At 37.8% G+C, this 15,965-nt stretch carries 18 protein-coding genes; 3 read left to right on the top strand and 15 right to left on the bottom strand.

Annotated elements, in window-relative coordinates; genetic code table 11:
• The 14 genes from J2Y03_RS10530 to J2Y03_RS10465 form a co-directional block, all read right to left on the bottom strand.
• Entirely contained in the window at nucleotides 1-462 is a 462-nt protein-coding gene (locus tag J2Y03_RS10530) for a GAF domain-containing protein (RefSeq protein ID WP_310193666.1), read from the bottom strand.
• A gap of 15 nt (nucleotides 463-477) precedes the next feature.
• A complete protein-coding gene (locus tag J2Y03_RS10525) occupies nucleotides 478-1,131 on the bottom strand; it encodes a response regulator (RefSeq protein ID WP_132094015.1) in 654 nt (217 codons plus the stop codon).
• Between the two features lie 20 nt (nucleotides 1,132-1,151).
• Nucleotides 1,152-1,805, bottom strand: coding sequence for a sensor histidine kinase (locus tag J2Y03_RS10520; RefSeq protein WP_310193662.1), 654 nt, complete (start codon nucleotides 1,803-1,805; stop codon nucleotides 1,152-1,154).
• A gap of 20 nt (nucleotides 1,806-1,825) precedes the next feature.
• The gene (locus tag J2Y03_RS10515) at nucleotides 1,826-2,098 is read right to left on the bottom strand and encodes a hypothetical protein (RefSeq protein ID WP_310193660.1); all 273 of its coding nucleotides are present in this window, start codon (nucleotides 2,096-2,098) and stop codon (nucleotides 1,826-1,828) included.
• Complete coding sequence (locus tag J2Y03_RS10510; RefSeq protein ID WP_132094005.1) at nucleotides 2,085-2,396, bottom strand: hypothetical protein; 312 nt, start codon at nucleotides 2,394-2,396, stop codon at nucleotides 2,085-2,087. Before J2Y03_RS10510 ends, J2Y03_RS10515 begins: the two co-directional genes overlap by 14 nt.
• The gene (locus tag J2Y03_RS10505) at nucleotides 2,389-2,580 is read right to left on the bottom strand and encodes a hypothetical protein (RefSeq protein WP_132094002.1); all 192 of its coding nucleotides are present in this window, start codon (nucleotides 2,578-2,580) and stop codon (nucleotides 2,389-2,391) included. Before J2Y03_RS10505 ends, J2Y03_RS10510 begins: the two co-directional genes overlap by 8 nt.
• On the bottom strand, nucleotides 2,570-3,094 hold the full coding sequence (locus tag J2Y03_RS10500; protein WP_132093999.1) for a QcrA and Rieske domain-containing protein: 525 nt from the start codon (nucleotides 3,092-3,094) through the stop codon (nucleotides 2,570-2,572). The genes J2Y03_RS10505 and J2Y03_RS10500 overlap by 11 nt, the downstream gene beginning before the upstream one ends.
• Nucleotides 3,095-3,107: 13 nt before the next feature.
• Nucleotides 3,108-3,668: a 4Fe-4S dicluster domain-containing protein gene (locus J2Y03_RS10495; RefSeq protein ID WP_063253156.1), complete on the bottom strand. Its 561-nt coding sequence runs from the start codon at nucleotides 3,666-3,668 to the stop codon at nucleotides 3,108-3,110.
• Entirely contained in the window at nucleotides 3,669-5,858 is a 2,190-nt protein-coding gene (locus J2Y03_RS10490; RefSeq protein ID WP_310193656.1) for a molybdopterin oxidoreductase family protein, read from the bottom strand.
• Complete coding sequence (locus J2Y03_RS10485; protein WP_310193654.1) at nucleotides 5,845-6,927, bottom strand: hypothetical protein; 1,083 nt, start codon at nucleotides 6,925-6,927, stop codon at nucleotides 5,845-5,847. The genes J2Y03_RS10490 and J2Y03_RS10485 overlap by 14 nt, the downstream gene beginning before the upstream one ends.
• A 140-nt stretch (nucleotides 6,928-7,067) precedes the next feature.
• Nucleotides 7,068-8,255 (bottom strand): hypothetical protein, encoded by a 1,188-nt coding sequence (locus tag J2Y03_RS10480; RefSeq protein WP_310193652.1) that lies wholly within the window; start codon nucleotides 8,253-8,255, stop codon nucleotides 7,068-7,070.
• Nucleotides 8,256-8,410: 155 nt separating this feature from the next.
• Nucleotides 8,411-9,556 carry an HD-GYP domain-containing protein gene (locus J2Y03_RS10475; protein WP_132093987.1) on the bottom strand — a complete coding sequence of 382 codons (1,146 nt, stop codon included), beginning with the start codon at nucleotides 9,554-9,556 and terminating at the stop codon, nucleotides 8,411-8,413.
• A 169-nt stretch (nucleotides 9,557-9,725) separates the two neighbouring features.
• Nucleotides 9,726-10,967, bottom strand: coding sequence for an ATP-binding protein (locus J2Y03_RS10470; protein WP_310193651.1), 1,242 nt, complete (start codon nucleotides 10,965-10,967; stop codon nucleotides 9,726-9,728).
• Between the two features lie 209 nt (nucleotides 10,968-11,176).
• The gene (locus tag J2Y03_RS10465) at nucleotides 11,177-11,626 is read right to left on the bottom strand and encodes a hypothetical protein (protein WP_310193648.1); all 450 of its coding nucleotides are present in this window, start codon (nucleotides 11,624-11,626) and stop codon (nucleotides 11,177-11,179) included.
• Between the two features lie 142 nt (nucleotides 11,627-11,768).
• On the opposite strand from J2Y03_RS10465, the gene J2Y03_RS10460 reads away from it, so the two are divergent.
• From J2Y03_RS10460 to J2Y03_RS10450, 3 genes are read left to right on the top strand one after another with little or no spacing between them, the layout of a single operon-like run.
• Nucleotides 11,769-12,044: a hypothetical protein gene (locus J2Y03_RS10460; protein WP_396954196.1), complete on the top strand. Its 276-nt coding sequence runs from the start codon at nucleotides 11,769-11,771 to the stop codon at nucleotides 12,042-12,044.
• Between the two features lie 4 nt (nucleotides 12,045-12,048).
• On the top strand, nucleotides 12,049-13,284 hold the full coding sequence (locus tag J2Y03_RS10455; protein ID WP_310193644.1) for a glutathionylspermidine synthase family protein: 1,236 nt from the start codon (nucleotides 12,049-12,051) through the stop codon (nucleotides 13,282-13,284).
• Nucleotides 13,278-13,667: a DUF350 domain-containing protein gene (locus tag J2Y03_RS10450; RefSeq protein ID WP_310193642.1), complete on the top strand. Its 390-nt coding sequence runs from the start codon at nucleotides 13,278-13,280 to the stop codon at nucleotides 13,665-13,667. Before J2Y03_RS10455 ends, J2Y03_RS10450 begins: the two co-directional genes overlap by 7 nt.
• A gap of 612 nt (nucleotides 13,668-14,279) precedes the next feature.
• Here J2Y03_RS10450 and J2Y03_RS10445 read toward each other — a convergent pair.
• Complete coding sequence (locus J2Y03_RS10445) at nucleotides 14,280-15,785, bottom strand: amidase family protein (RefSeq protein WP_310193639.1); 1,506 nt, start codon at nucleotides 15,783-15,785, stop codon at nucleotides 14,280-14,282.
• Nucleotides 15,786-15,965: the final 180 nt, after the last annotated feature.

Here is a 15,965-nt window from a genome sequence, read left to right as displayed (position 1 = left end):
CTAAACTCCTTCACCTGAGATATGAATTCTTATTTGCTCCTCTAGTGTTTCAGCAGATTCCTTCACCTTTTGCTGCTCTATTTCAGTAAAAGTGTATGTACTTCTTTTTCCAACAAGTAAAACACCTTTTGGAGAGCTATTAAAAAATAAAGGCACCGCATAACAGGAAATAAGTTTTTCAGCAAGCATAATCGGATGGTCAGTTACTTTTCCATAGATATCATTCGGAAAATCACTCACCATCATTGGACTGCCACTTGAAATGATTTTTCCAGCGATTCCTTTTCCAAAACGGACGGTTATTCTTTTATATTTTTCATTTAAGTTTCCTGAAGCATAATGCCATTGAACATCGGGACCTACTTCATTCTGAAAAGCAAGTGCCGCGAATTCGCAGCCTACTTCCTTTAACAATCCATCACAAACCTCCATAACCCGAGGTAATTCTCTTATTTCTGTCATACGCTGGTTTTCTCCTTATATTCCATAGCCCAGTAACCCCTTTTTCACAGCATATTCCACCAATTCTGGTCTTGTCTTCATTTGCAGCTTTTCCATTAGGTTCCCTTTATGGGTTTCTACCGTCTTTACACTAATGGTTAACTGCTCAGCTATTTCCTTATTTGCATATCCTTTCGCAACAAGTGTAAGAACTTCTCTTTCACGATCGGATAAAAGATGATAGGTATCATGGCTGTCATGCTTAATGCTTCCTAGATATTGTTCCATTAACCGTTTCGTAGCGGCTGGATGCAAATACGCATTTCCTAAAGAGACAGATTCAATCGCTGACATTAGCTCATCATGTGGAGCACTTTTTAGAATACAGCCTGAAGCCCCAGCTTGAATGGCTCTGAAAAGGTATTCCTCATCATCGTGCATAGTTAAAATTAGGATATTGACATCAGGCATTAGCTTTTTCAATTCAGAAGTCGCAGATAATCCATCTTTACCATGTGGCATACTTAAATCCATTACCACTACATCAGGTTTAAGCTTCATGGCTTTTTTTATACCTTCATTTCCTTCTGAAGCTTCTCCAACTACCTGCATTTCGGGATTAGAATTTAACAGCATCGTAAGACCCATTCTTACAACGGCATGGTCATCGACTAATAGGATTTTAATCAACTTTAACTCTCCTTCCCTCCCTATAAAGGAAGAGATATTTCAACAGACGTACCTTCTCCTATTTTAGAGGAAATCACACAATGCCCGCCAGTAAGAAGCATTCTTTCCATCATGGCTGCTACCCCTAGACTAACAGGGTTCATCTCCAATTCATCTAATTCAAATCCTCCACCGAAATCAACGATTGAAATTTTCAATTCATTTTCTTTCCATATTAAGCTCAATTTTACATTCGATGTATCCGCATGTTTAGCTATATTTGTAAGGGCCTCCTGGCAAACGCGAAAAACAGCAACACTACTTTGCTCTGGGATAGGTTTTTCCTCTCCGCTAGCTTCTAAATCAACGAGGACCCCAAATGTTGAGGTATATAGTTTTATATAACTTTTAATCGCTGGCAGTAATCCAAGTGTTGTAAGAGCAGGGGGGTGCAGCTCCACTGAAAGCAATCGTATCTCTTGTATCGTCTTTTCAATCAACTGGGTCATTTCATGTAAATAGTTTTTCAAATGTGGCTGATTTAGGCCCGATTCAACAAATTGCAATCCCGTATAAATACTGTAAAGATTTTGGCCGACACCTTCATGCAGCTCCAAAGAAATCCGTTTTATTTCCTCTTCTTGGGATTGAATAATATAAGAACGTATTTGGTGCTTTGAGGAAGATTGCTCCATACTTCCCCCCCTTCCCTTTTTTAATTATTTTTAAATTTATAGGTTAAGCCTCTTTCTGGATCAGCTGCTGAAAACATAGCATCTGTTTCGATAACATTACTGCTAAGCGGCACAGCTAAAAAATATATGGCATCAAAGTAAAAGCGCACATGCGTATGATCAGGGCAGAATTGTATTTTTTTTATTGTTTTTTTAACCACAGGGGCTTGGTCCCCACCCTCTTTATCTTCTATCGCTATTTCCACTGTTGCTCCAACGAATCTCTGCAATTCATCTATGTTAATGGGTTCCACAGCTGTTACATCCCTTCTTTGCTGGATAGATGAACATCTTGTACCCTTGCAGATACTCCCAAAACTTTGGGTCTGCATGGTCCTCAAGGAACAGGATTGTTTCTTCTTCTGAGCCCCAATTACTCATCCCTTTTACCTCAGCGATGACCATTTCAGCACCATCAATCGTCTTTTCCTCTAGGTACCAATTTAAACGTTTCTTCCCAAATGTCTCTTTTAATATTTCTTCAATTTCAATGGAAAATCCGCCTGATTTTCCTCGCATAAAACAAAAATCCAGATAAGTTTCACTAGTCATGAACATTCACACCTTTTTTATAGATGAGAAACGCAAGTGGAAATAATACGAGATTCATGATGCCAGCCACAATGGTATTTACATAATTTTGATAAAAATATTGATGGACCATATATTGTGTAACAATAATATTCAGCATTAACACAGCAAGAAGGAGGGCAACGGGAAGGTAACTACGCTTCATATCGTTTCACCCCCACGGCATAAACTGTGCCGTTTTCAACTTTCACATAAATTTCTGGCAATGGACGTCTTGGTGGTCCTGCAGTCGGTGCGCCGGTTTCAACATCAAATTTCCCATGATGACAAGGGCAAAGCATTTCTCCCTCATCTTTCTTCCAAAATACAGGGCAGCGAAGATGGGTGCATGCATTTTGATAGGCGACATATTTCTCTTCGGATAACCTGATTAAAATCGCGCTATCATGCTCTCCTGGAAAATGGAAATCTACTGCATCGCCAATAGGTAAAGACTTTACATCGGTAATTTTCTGTTTTGGATATTTTTTATCTCCCAGACCGTTGAGCTCTTTCGCAGCCAATACTCCCCATGGAAGTGAGGATACTGCGAATACTCCTGCTGCCCCAACTAATGTTTTCATAAATCCGCGACGGTCTAATTTGCGTTCATTATTTCGGTTTATGTTATGTGTATAGTTATCTTCATTGTACGGGATTTTATTATTTTTAGCTGTCATTCGTTAATCCCTCCTAAAACAGTTTTGTGACACCCTGAAGGATTCCAGGGAGATTCACTCTAACATTTGTTTCGCCTTCTAAGTAGGGCATACTTGTAACCCATTTACCATTATCTAAATTAAATTGCTTTTGCTTCGCCTCAATTTCTTCATCTGTTAGCCACTGCAAGGTATTTGACGGACATACACTTGCACACATTGGAGGAATTCCGTCCTTTGTACGGTCAATACAAAGGTCGCACTTATACATGAGATTTTGCTCGGTATCGAACTTTGGAATTCCATATGGACAGGCAATCGTACAGTTTTGGCAGCCAATGCACTTCTCAACAAGAGCCGAAAGAACGGCTCCTGTTTCATGGATTTGGATGGCTTGCGCCGGGCAGCTTCTAGCACATGCTGGATTCACACAGTGAAGGCACATTAAAGGCATGGTTTGTCTGTTAACAAGCGGGTTAACATCGTATACATAGTTACGATTACGCTCCTCATGGCCACCACACTGCGTACAAGCAGCTAAACAAGAACGGCAACCTATACAATTTTCAAGTTCTAGATATAGCCTCTTTTTCATTTACTGCACCTTCTTTAGTTCTAGTTTTTCAATCTGTGCTGCACATGCTTTAAATTCCGGCATTTTTGAAATAGGATCAAGTGCGCCAATTGTTAAAAGATTGATAGATTTTTCATGGCCCCAGTGATAAGGAACAAACACGGTATCCTTACGAATGGCCTCGGTTATTTTTACTTGATAAAAAGCCTCTCCCCTTCTTGTGAAAAGGCGGACTGTTTCTTCGTGGTTAATACCATATTTTTGTGCTGTTTCTGGATGTACTTCTACAAAAGGCTCTGGACTCATATCACGCAAGAATTGTATTCTTCTAGTTTGATTACCTGATAGATAGTGATACACTACTCGACCGGTTGTTAAACGAAGTGGATACTCTTGATCCGGTTCTTCTGCTGATGGTCTGTATGGTAATGCAAAGATTTTTGCTTTTCCATCTGGATGATAGAATTTTTTATCTAGGAACAAATGAGGTGTGCCCGGATCACTTTCGTCTTTACATGGCCAGAATACCCCATCTTGCTTGTCGATTTTTTCCCAAGTTACTCCATAATAATCAGCTATTCCACCTTTTGAAGCTACACGAAGTTCATTAAATACATCTTTAGAGGTTCTCAAGTGTGAAAAGTATTTACCACGGCCCATGCGCTCTGCGATTTCCACTTGAATCTGCCAGTCTGGCTTAGATTCTCCTAGCGGCATTTGTGCTCGATTTATCTTGATAATTCGGCCTTCTACATTCGTTGTTGTCCCTTCATCTTCCGCCCATGTTGTAGTAGGGAGCACTACATCTGCAAATTCAGCAGACTCTGAAAGGTAAAAGTCAACGCATACCATAAAGTCCAAGTTTTTCATCTGTTCACGCACATAATTTAAATCTGGTGCAGAAACAGCAGGATTGGAACATAAAAGGTATAAGGCACGAATCGTCTTTTGTTCCATTAATCCAAACATTTCAAATGCAGAAACACCCTCTTTTGGCATTTCTTCAGGCTCGATGCCCCAAACCTTAGATATATATTCCACGTGCTCCGGATAAGCTATTTTTCGATAGCCTGGAAGAGCATCTGCCTTTTGTCCGTGCTCACGGCCGCCTTGACCGTTTCCTTGTCCTGTAATCGTCGCAACACCTGCTTTTGGACGACCAATTTTCCCAGTTACAAGTGCCATATTCGTATAGGCAGAAACGTTATCTACCCCTTTAATTTGCTGCTCAATACCTCTTGCGAACATAACAATAGCATTTGGTGCCTTTCCATATAGTTCAGCCGCACGGATAATTTTCTCTGGTGCCACACCTGTTATTGCACTTGTGTACTCTGGTGTGAATTCTTTTACAAGCTGCTTTGTTTCTTCAAATCCATTTGTGTGATTTTTAACAAATTCCTCATCAGCATAGCCATTTTGGATAAGTAAATTTAGTATTCCATTTGCAAGTGCAAGATCTGTACCAGGTCTTAAATCTAAATGGACATCTGCTCTTCTTGCAACTGGTGTTTCCCTTGGGTCTACAACAATCACATAGCCGCCTCTTTCTTGAACTGCCCAGATACGAAACATGGATGTTGGATGACATTCTGCTGTATTGCTTCCTGCAAGAAAGATACAATCTGTTTCATGTACATCTGTCCAAGGAACAGTTGAACCTCTATCAATCCCCAGAGAACGATTTAATCCACCGGCTGCACTCGCCATACAGAATCGTCCATTATAATCAATGTAGCGTGTTTGCAGACCTACACGAGCAAATTTACCTGTTAAATAACATTTTTCATTCGTCATTGAAACGCCGCTATACACGGAAAGTGAATCTTTTCCATATGTTTCTTGAAGCTCAGTAAACTTTTTCACAATGAGTTCATATGCCTCATCCCAGCTAGCTTCACGAAAGCCTTTATTCGTACCCTTTAATGATTTATCATCACGAATTAACGGTTTTAATAAACGATCTTTATGATTTACCTGCTGGTAAGCAGTAACACCTTTAGGGCACATCTTACCAAGAGTAACTGGCCAATCATAACGCGGTTCAACCCCGATAATTTTGTTTGTTTTGGTATTTACTCTTAAGTTCATCCCACATTGCATGGCACAATAACTGCAGTGTGTCTTGACTAATGTTTCATTTGGATGGTTTAAGTTATCTATTTCTCTAAAATACTTATCTCTTTCGTTCTTAAAATTAACCTCTTGCATTCTGATTTGCCTCCTTGACCTTCACTTGATGGGTTGCGAATCCTGAAAATCTTGAAATCCGATATTTTCTACGGCATGGCAGGCACAATTCAGCAAGATTAAAGCCATCTTCCATATTAAATTCGATCGCATTTACTCCCAATACCTCAATAACATCACTCGACTGTTCAACTGATACAAAATGGTCTCCACATACTTTACACTCTTTCATGGCCTGCTCACCATAATGCTCGCGGTAATTCCTCGCAAATACGCTTACCGGACGGAAAGGAATATGAGCCAACTTACCAAAAGGTAAATAGATTAATGTTAAGATAACGGAGAATTGGTGAATCAATGACATCTGCGGCTGCATCCAACCGTGTAAAAATACGTTTTGAAAGGTTAATAAAAGCCCTGTAATTGATATAAATAACAATAAATAAAGTGGCAGGAAGTCGTAAATAAACTTTTGCTCCGCTCTTGCCTGCATATTCTTTAAGCGGCGGTATAACGCCATACATACCCCTGCAATGACCATAGTCGCTGAAATATTTAAGGCATTATAAGAGAACCAAGCAATGAGTCCATCTGCTTTGACCACCATCAAATTCATTCCCATTAAGACGATGGTATAGTGCCCGTTGTCATCCATTGTGAAGTACATCCAGCCAAACACGAGTGGAAATGTGACTAAACAAGCAAGGACACAGCCCCATCCGATTAAAATATGCTGCACCCAGCGGTACAATCCACGGTTTTTAATGAAATCATAAATAGCCAAATGATTAACTGCCGTTTTAGGAGTACTTTTTTTTGCCAGAAGCTTTAATCCTTTTTTAATTAAAATTTTTGTTGGCGGTCTTTCGCCCCATGCAATAAAGCGGTAGAAAAATCCTCCGATAAAAACAACCGTTCCGACCATATATCCATAGAGATTTAGATCAACATGAGTGAACATTCTCGTTGCAATAAAAGATAGAATAACGATAGCAGATACGGTTAAAAACATTGATTTAGCAAATTTTGATGCAAACGCATCATTGATAGAGCGTTCAGTCTTTTTATTTGTTGACGTGTTAGTCTGCATTTGATTTCCTCCTAAAAAAATAACACTAACGATTTTTCTTACTCTAATTGTAAGAAATTCGTTAGTGTTATAAATATCGGGGAACTCCCCCATCTACGGGGGAAAAAACCCTTAGAATCTTTATTTTAGACAAATCTTTGTCACATTTTGTTAAGACGGTACTTTTTCCACCAAGAATATAAAAGCAAGATAATAAATATGCTGACCTGTAATGAAAAAATGAGTGCATCCCAAAACTGCAGACTGGTTGGCGGTTGTGCAAATCCTGGCAGAAGCTGTTTTCCAGCATATATTATTTCCGGAATAAAATAAATGATATATAAAACAATGGTTATGATAACGCCAAGAAAATAGAAGATGGAATAAAGGAACACCGTTTTAATCTCTTCTGAAAAGACAACCTCTTCTGATGATTTTGATTTAAAAAAGGAAAACTTCTTACTAATTGTCTGTTTAGCCATTTCCATGAGATTATAGCATCCTGTTATATTTTCAAAGACAAAATATAAATCAGTCTTCATATAGAAACAGCATTGATAAATTACCCTTAGAACAGCATCAAAAACTGCTAAGTTCATAAGTCCAATGATAAACCAATGGCCGTTTGGAAACATCAACTGAACAATAAGGGAAATAAAGAGAAGTACAGAATCAAAACAAAGCCCTGCTAGAAAAAGAACATTTCGGTCTTTAGGAGTTAGTTTCCATACAGATGACATATCTGTTAAGAGAACGACAAAAAACATACGATGTCCAATCTCCAGTTTCGTAGGGAGATTGTGTGCCCTCATTGCCAAAACATGACCTAACTCATGAATTAGTACAAAAAGGAAAGTAAACACCATCCAAAATATTAAATTAATGACCATAATGTCAAATACAAATATGTCATCATGGCGAGGAAATAAAGAAGGATGGAGAAGGAAAAGGATAATATTTATAATAAATACTGCACCATATAATAGATATGTAAAATGATTAAAAAAGAATTTACCAATTCTTGGGGAAATCCATATGAAGCCTAACTTCGCCTTCGCTTTATGCTGAATTTCAACCTTATTACCATCAATTTTATCAATCAAGTCTAATTCTATCAGCTGTTGAGCAAAATCAAGCAGGTCAACATCTTCATCAGGGTAATTTCTCTTTAATACTCGTTCAATATCCCCTAGTTGCTCACCTTTGCAAATCATAGAAATCGCATCAATACAAACCTCAGGCATTTCAAAGAACTCACCAGAAGTCTGATCTTCTATAATATATCGTTTATTATCCTTGCGAATTTCAATAGGGACCATCGAAAGAGTCGAATTTAATGTCAAACTCATCTAAACACCGTTCCTAACTAAAATTTAATATAAAAGAAGGATGCATAGCTTACGCTAGCATCCCACACTCTTATCCTTTTATTCCTACAAAAGGGCACCACCAACAAGTTGTTTTAATCTTTTTAAGCTTGCGGATTTTCATGTTCCCACCTCCCTTAAAATTCAAACTTTTTTGACCAGGAATAGTTATCATGAAATTTGACCCATGATGGGTAGACCTTTTTGAATTCTTCTACTAATATAGGATCAAATTGGGAACCCTGTCCTTCGATAATACGTTGATAAGCTTCTTCTACCGGCATAGCTTCTCGATAGGACCTTGAAGATGTCATTGCATCAAAAGCATCGGCTATTGCGGATACTCTAGCAAGTAAAGGAATTTGTTCACCTTTCAATTGGTCTGGATATCCTTTTCCATCCCAGCGTTCATGATGGGAACTGATGACACAAATACTGTCCTTTATTCCCTCAACATTCTTTACTGCTTCAGCACCGACAACAGGATGAGATTTAATAACCTCAAATTCCTCTTTTGTGAGTTTACCAGGTTTCATAAGAATTTGATCAGGAATATTCACTTTGCCAATATCATGGAGTAAACAAGCATAATAAAAAGATTTTTGTTCCTCTTTTGACAAGTTACCAATTTCTTTAACCAACATAAGAGCATAGCTCGCAACTCTTTCACTATGCCCCCTTGTATATGGGTCTTTCAACTCTAGTGTGGCGATTACGCCTTTAACAATTCCCTGCAGTTGGTTATCATAGGAATTACTAATCGCTTTAACATATCCTTGAAAACGGACTAATAAAAAGAATGACATAACAGATAAAATTGCAACTAGAATTATTGGTAATATTAGAAAGGTAGTCTTTAAGATGATTGCAGTAAGTATATATTTTATTAAAATTCCTAGACTTACTAACCAAAAATATCTTTTATTTAAGAAAAGAGGTAAGGAGAAAATAAAAAATATCTCAACTACATTCCCACTGGTGTATGCATCCCCTTTCCCTAGGTAGGAAAAAATAGCCACTGGGAAAGAGACGCAAAAATAACTAATAATAAATACATATTTAATCAAATTTTGTTTATTAACTTTACTTAAATAAATTGCAATTGGAATGAAAATAATTAATACTAGGTAGTTTAACCACCAATAGCTGCTAGGTAAACCCCTTTCGCTTTCCACTATATTGGCAGGAGCTACATAATAGTAAAAATAGTCATATCCGATCAAAATAATATATGATATTAATAGAAACCATTTTACTGTATGTTTTTCTTCTCTTGGTATCATAAAACCCTCCGCGTCTTAACACTTGTCGACTTTCCTTTATCGAATATCCATTATTTTACAATAGTATATTTATACTATCAGCATTCCCCATCATTATATAACACAGATAATACCCTTGTAATATATTATATTGATGAATTATGTAAAATTATAGTATTATTTTTTACCATCAATTTTGATATACAGGCAAAGTCACATAAACCTTTGTTCCTTTTGAAGGGCTGCTTTCAATATTAATCTTGCCTTTATGATCTTTAATTATTTGATTTGTGACCATTAATCCAAGACCTGTCCCATCTATTTTGGTCGTAAAGAAAGGTTCACCCAGATTAGGAAGGCTATCCTCTTCAATTCCGCACCCTTCATCCTGGATAGAAATATACATCTTCTTACCATCTAAAACCTTTACGCTTATCTTTATTTCTCCACCTTCAGGCATTGATTCAATAGCATTTTTAATAAGATTAATAAATACCTGCTTCAGCTGATGTGGGTCACAATCTAATGGTGGGATTGGGCCAAACATGAACGTTGTAATGGTCACAGCTTGTTTTTCTGTTTGCTGCTGTGTGATTGACAATGTATAAGCAATAATTTCTTCTATATTTGCTTTAACAAATGTAATATCTTTTGGCTTCCCAAGATACATCAAATCATTAACAATAGTATTAATTCTGTCTATTTCTGCAATCATAATTGGATAGAAATCATTTGTATTTGGAAATCTCTCTTTTTGAAGCTGAGTAAACCCTTTTAAAGATGAAAGTGGATTACGTATCTCATGACCAATACCAGCAGCCATTTGTCCAATCACTGCTAACTTCTCTTTTTGGCGAAGCTCTAGATGGGCAGAGTTTAATGAGTTAATATATGAATCAAAACGGATTAAGATGATGAAAGCTATCACACATAGAATGATATATACGATAGTTGGAAAAATCACTCGGGTATCCATTAATACTAGGAAGAATATGCTATATTTTATAATCATCCCTAAAGACACTGTCCAAAAATACCTTTTGTTCACAAAAATAGGTGAGAAAAGAATAAATAACACTTCAACAATATGTCCTGATCCAAATGGTTTGTTTGTTCCTAAATAAATTATTAAATTATGAATTGTATCTAAAAATAAAAAGCTATAAATATACAAATATTTAATAATATAAATATTTCCTTTATTATTTAAATAAATAGATATAGGCAGCAAACTAAAGAGAATCAAATAAATCCAAATGCCCAATCCTTCTCTAGGTTTAATAGTAAATACAACACCACTGTTACTAAAAGGAAAAATATAATAATAGGCCAATTCATATGAAATATAAAAAATGTAAAATAACCACAAAAATAGTTTTAATGCTTTTTTTTCTTCGTAAATTAGTCTTGGGCTTAGGTTCGTTTCTTTCATTTTGGTACTCCCTTTGTATTCCTATCTAAATTTGATTCCTATTACCTCCTCCTATTCTACCATCATATCAATAAAATTTTTGATATTTTTTTGTAAATTCGATGATATTCGACAAAATTCCTCCACCTTATCAAATGTACATAAAAAAACTAACCACATGTTAAGATGGTTAGCTGATATATTCACATATTTATCATTTCCTATTTACCTTATCTATTTTTACCAGTAAACTTTCCGTAATAAACATAGCATTTTCGATCTTCATCAATTTCTCTTGAATCAAGTTCAAATTCCAAAAATTCACCATCCCTTTGAAGGTAAATAAAATCTGAATGCAGTGTTGTCAGAATCTCCTCATGACTCCAAACTTCCCTATTTTCTACGAGCGTATAGCTCATTCCGCTGAGCTCCCTGACTTCAAAACCGATATGAGAATATGCTCTTTCTGAGGAATCATTTGAATAGCTTTCTTTTTTTACATACAATACTGATGTACCATCTGGATCTAACGCTGTCGCCGTCACAGCATAGGTCTCTCCATCTTTTACAAAATATTCACAGGTCATCCTCGCAACAGCTTCAACGGGAGTAATATTCTGGTAGTTCCATAAGGCAGGATAGTGTGCAAACTCATCGTCTAGTCGATATTCCAAACGCAATTTTCCATCCCTCTTTCCTTTTTACTTTTAGTTTATCATTGTTTTCCTAAAATTTACTTTTATAATGGAATTATACTTTAAAAAGGAGTGTGAGAAGGTGAAGAAAACCCAATGGTTAATTACTGGTGTTCTTACTACTCTTATGGCTGGAACCACTTTAAGTGGGTGTTCCCAGGCACAGGATTTACCCCCTGAACCGGATGACACAAACTGTAGAGATTGGGAATGGGATGACGATGAAGGTGTTTGGCAATGTGATGACACTAGATCAAGTTACTATGGACACTTCTTTTATGGTGGATTGTTTTTTAGCAACAGATCAGCTTTGAGAAATTCATCTGCTTATAAATCTTATAAATCCTCCTCTAGTTTTAAGAGCGGATTCGGCAGTGGCTCTAAGGGTGGTTTTGGAGGTTAATTACATGTCCACATACTCAAAAGACCGAAATCAATTTTATTCAAACTTTCCAACCTTTTGGGCGAATTTATATGGTGGTGAATACAGTCTTTATCAAGTATTTTCGATAACAGAAGAAACATATACCCTTATAAAAGAAGCCACGGAACGAATGGGATTAGTATTTTTTAAAACGGCCGGTCTCCTTCGAAGTCTACAAGATGAACAGCTGCTTGAACTTGGTTTGCCTGCTGCAAGTCTTCCCTTTCTTCGAATGAAAAACCTTTTTCCTGAAACCGTAATTTCTCGATTCGATTTTGCCTTGACCACTGATGGGATAAAAATGCTTGAGTTTAATTCTGATACTCCTACGTTTATTGTTGAGTGCTTCCAAATTAACGGTAAAGTTTGCTCAAAATTCGGCTATCTTAATCCCAATGAAAACCAAGAACGCCTGCTATCCTCTGGCATCACAAAGGCTGTCCTTGAATCCGTAAAAGGTCTTGTCTCTCCAAACGTTGTGTTCACAGCCCATAGCGACCATATTGAAGATTGGAATACAACGATTTATTTAAGCCAATTATGTAAGGTTAAACATCAAACACTTCCAATGTCAGAGCTAAGAATTACCGATGAAGCACTTTTAGATGCGGATGGAGTACCGATCGATGTTTTATATCGTCAAACCTACCCTCTCGAACATCTACTTGAAGATAGGGATCCCCGTACAGGTGACCTAGTTGGAATAGAAATGCTACAGCTTGCTAAAGAAGGAAAACTTTCGATTATTAACCCTGTTTCTGCCTTTCTTTTGCAGCCCAAATCGATTCAATGCCTGATATGGGGATTAGCTGAAAAAGATGGATTTTATACACAGGAAGAGCAAGAATGGATAAAAACATATATGCTGCCAACTTATCTTGAAGCGGATACATTTGTAGGTAGAACCGCTTATGTTCAAAAACCATCTTTTGGCAGAGAAGGTGATACCATAACCATTTGGGATCAACAAACAAATGTAGCAGCCCAAAATCCCTTCCAAACCTACAAAAATGAGCTGCCAGTTTATCAATCCTATGTACCTCTTCCTGTCGTTTCGCTTGAAACGGAAAAAGGAATGGAAGAACTGTCATATGTATTCGGTTCGTTCCTTATAGCAGGAAAACCAAGCAGCATTGGAATTCGAGCAGGAGGTAAAATCACTGGGAATGAGTCATATTTCTTACCGGTGGGAATAAAAAAGGAGGGATTTAATTGTTAGATTTCTTGATATATTTAGGTGTTTCTATAGCATTATTAATCGTTGGACTCTTTTTAATGGAAATTACCACAAAGGTAAAGGAATTTTCTTTAATGGCACAAGGAAATAAAGCTGCTAGCTATGTGCTTGGAGGAAGACTTCTTGGACTTGCCATTGTTTTATATTCCGCACTTGCTAACTCCATCTCGCTAGTAGATATGATCATTTGGGGAGCAGTTGGAATCGCAGCACAGATTATTGTCTTTTATCTTACTGAGTGGCTCACACCCCGTCGTTTTAACGTATCCCAGAGCATTGAAGAAGATAACCGTGCAGTTGGTCTTTTTCTCCTTTTACTTTCTGTATCTATCGGGATTGTTATTGCAGGTTGTTTAACGTATTGAAAAACGCATCTGAATATGATGCGTTTTTATCTATTTAACGCTGTGAAGGACAAATCTTCCTTCGGCTATTTTAGATTTGTCCTCAAGTCAGCCCCTTAAAGACAAATCTTCCTTCGGCTCTTTGAGATTTGTCCTCAAGCCAGCCTCTTAAGGACAAATCTTCCTTCGGCTCTTTGAGATTTGTCCTTAAGCCAGCCTCTTGAAGACAAATCTTCCCGCGGCTCTTTGAGATTTGTCCTCAAGCCAGCCTCTTGAAGACAAATCTTCCCGCGGCTCTTTGAGATTTGTCCTCAAGCCAGCCTCTTGAAGACAAATCTTCCTTCGGCTCTTTGAGATTTGTCCTCAAGCCACACTCTTAAAGACAAATCTTCCTTCGGCTCTTTGCGATTTGTCCTCAAGCCAGCCTCTTGAAGACAAATCTTCCCGCGGTTCTTTGAGATTTGTCCTCAAGCCAGCCCCTTAAAGACAAATCTTCCTTTGGCTCTTTGAGATTTGGCCTCAAGCCAGCCTCTTGAAGACAAATCTTCCCTCGGCTCTATGAATCTCGATAACGGTATCGTGAGGCTGTTAGGAACAGTTTACGGAAAAAAAAGCACGATTTCCCCTCCTTTCTTATTCAATTTTAAAAAATGGATTGTTTTGTACTGGCACCCAGAGGTCGGAATTTTCTAACTGCCCAGCTAATGTATACAATAGGTCTTCCCTTCCTCTTGCAGACATAAATTGAACACCAACAGGCAGTCCCTCTTGAGAGATATGGAGAGGAATGGTCATTGCAGGCTGTCCTGTAAGGTTTGCCAGCTGTGTAAAAGGGGTTCTTTTTAGGTTATTTTCAGCTACTTGTTCAACAATACCAGCCTTTTTCAACACTCTCCCTAAACCCAATCCTCGGCTAAACTGCATGGCAAGTTTTTCATAAGGGGTTGGGTCGAGCTCGCCAATTTTAGCTGGGAGCATGGCGGTTGTTGGCGTCAAATAAAAATCATACGTTTCATGGAAAAATTCCATCTCAAGTGCAGCTTTATCCCATTCCCTTAAGCTTAATACAAACTCCTCCGCTGATGTTGCCTTTCCAATTAACCCTATAATCCAAGTGGTCGTTTCCACATCATTCATTTTCACCTTACGCCCAAGAATTTCCTCTAGGGAAGCCAGATGGGCTGCAACTTCACCAAAATACATCGTTAAAAAGCTATAGACAATTTCCCTTCCATCTACTGGTGCTTCCTTTTCAATGACATGATGTCCTAGCGTTTCCAAGTATTTCGCTGCTTTCATAACAGCTTCTTTACAATCAGGATGTATTTCATTTCCTAACGGTGACTTAACTGTAAATGCAATCTTTAACTTTTTATCGAAAGTCGTTTGAACTTGTGAAAGATAGTTTCCATCAAAAGGCAGGGTGTGAAATGCAGCTCCTTTTTCATAAATACTTAACGCATCTAGCATGGCTGCGCTGTCGCGAACGGATCTAGATAAGATTAGATCCACTGCTGCACCTTGCCAGCTCCTTCCAAATAAAGGACCAACAGGAGTTCTCCCTCTTGTAGGTTTCAGGCCAAAAAGTCCACAATAAGCTGCAGGAATTCTAATAGACCCTCCGCCATCATTTGCTCCTGCAATCGGGACCATCCCACTTGCCACTGCAGCCGCAGACCCTCCACTAGAGCCTCCTGGAGTATGCTCCGTATTCCAAGGATTTTTTGCTGGACCATAGATTACAGGTTCTGTGACCCCCATTAATCCAAACTCTGGTATGTTGGTTTGTCCTAAGAAAACAGCTCCTGTTTTTCTTACCTGTTTTACATAGTTAGAATCGACTTTTGCATAGTGGTCTCGATAGACTTTGGACCCAAAGGTAATTCTCTCACCCTCCATTTCCTGTGCTAAGTCTTTTAAAAGCATAGGTACGCCAGCAAAACTCCCGTTAAAGTCGACGTTTTCAGTCATGGTTTCGGCTTTTTCATATAATTTATTTATGACTGCATTGAGTTTGGGATTATGCATTTCGATTGCTTTGATTGCTTCTGCAACCACTTCTGTTGGCTGTAATTCTTTCTTTTTTATCAATTCTGCCAGGCCGAGTCCATCATAGTTTTGGTAGATAAAACCTTCCATTACTTACACCTCCACTTCCTAACTGTTCATTAATTATATTTCTACTAATTATTCTTTTATTCCTTTAAAGGACTCTCATAACAAATGATTGACATGGATAAAAATTTATAGTAATATTATTAATTGTGCTTAACATTTATGTAACTTGTAATAGACGAGATAACGCAATGTAAGAATTTT

It is taken from the genome of Neobacillus niacini (assembly GCF_031457145.1).
GTDB lineage: Bacteria > Bacillota > Bacilli > Bacillales > Cytobacillaceae > Neobacillus > Neobacillus niacini_J.
The sequence above is the reverse complement of the archived record's forward strand: the minus strand, read 5'-3'. Positions and strand labels throughout refer to the sequence as shown.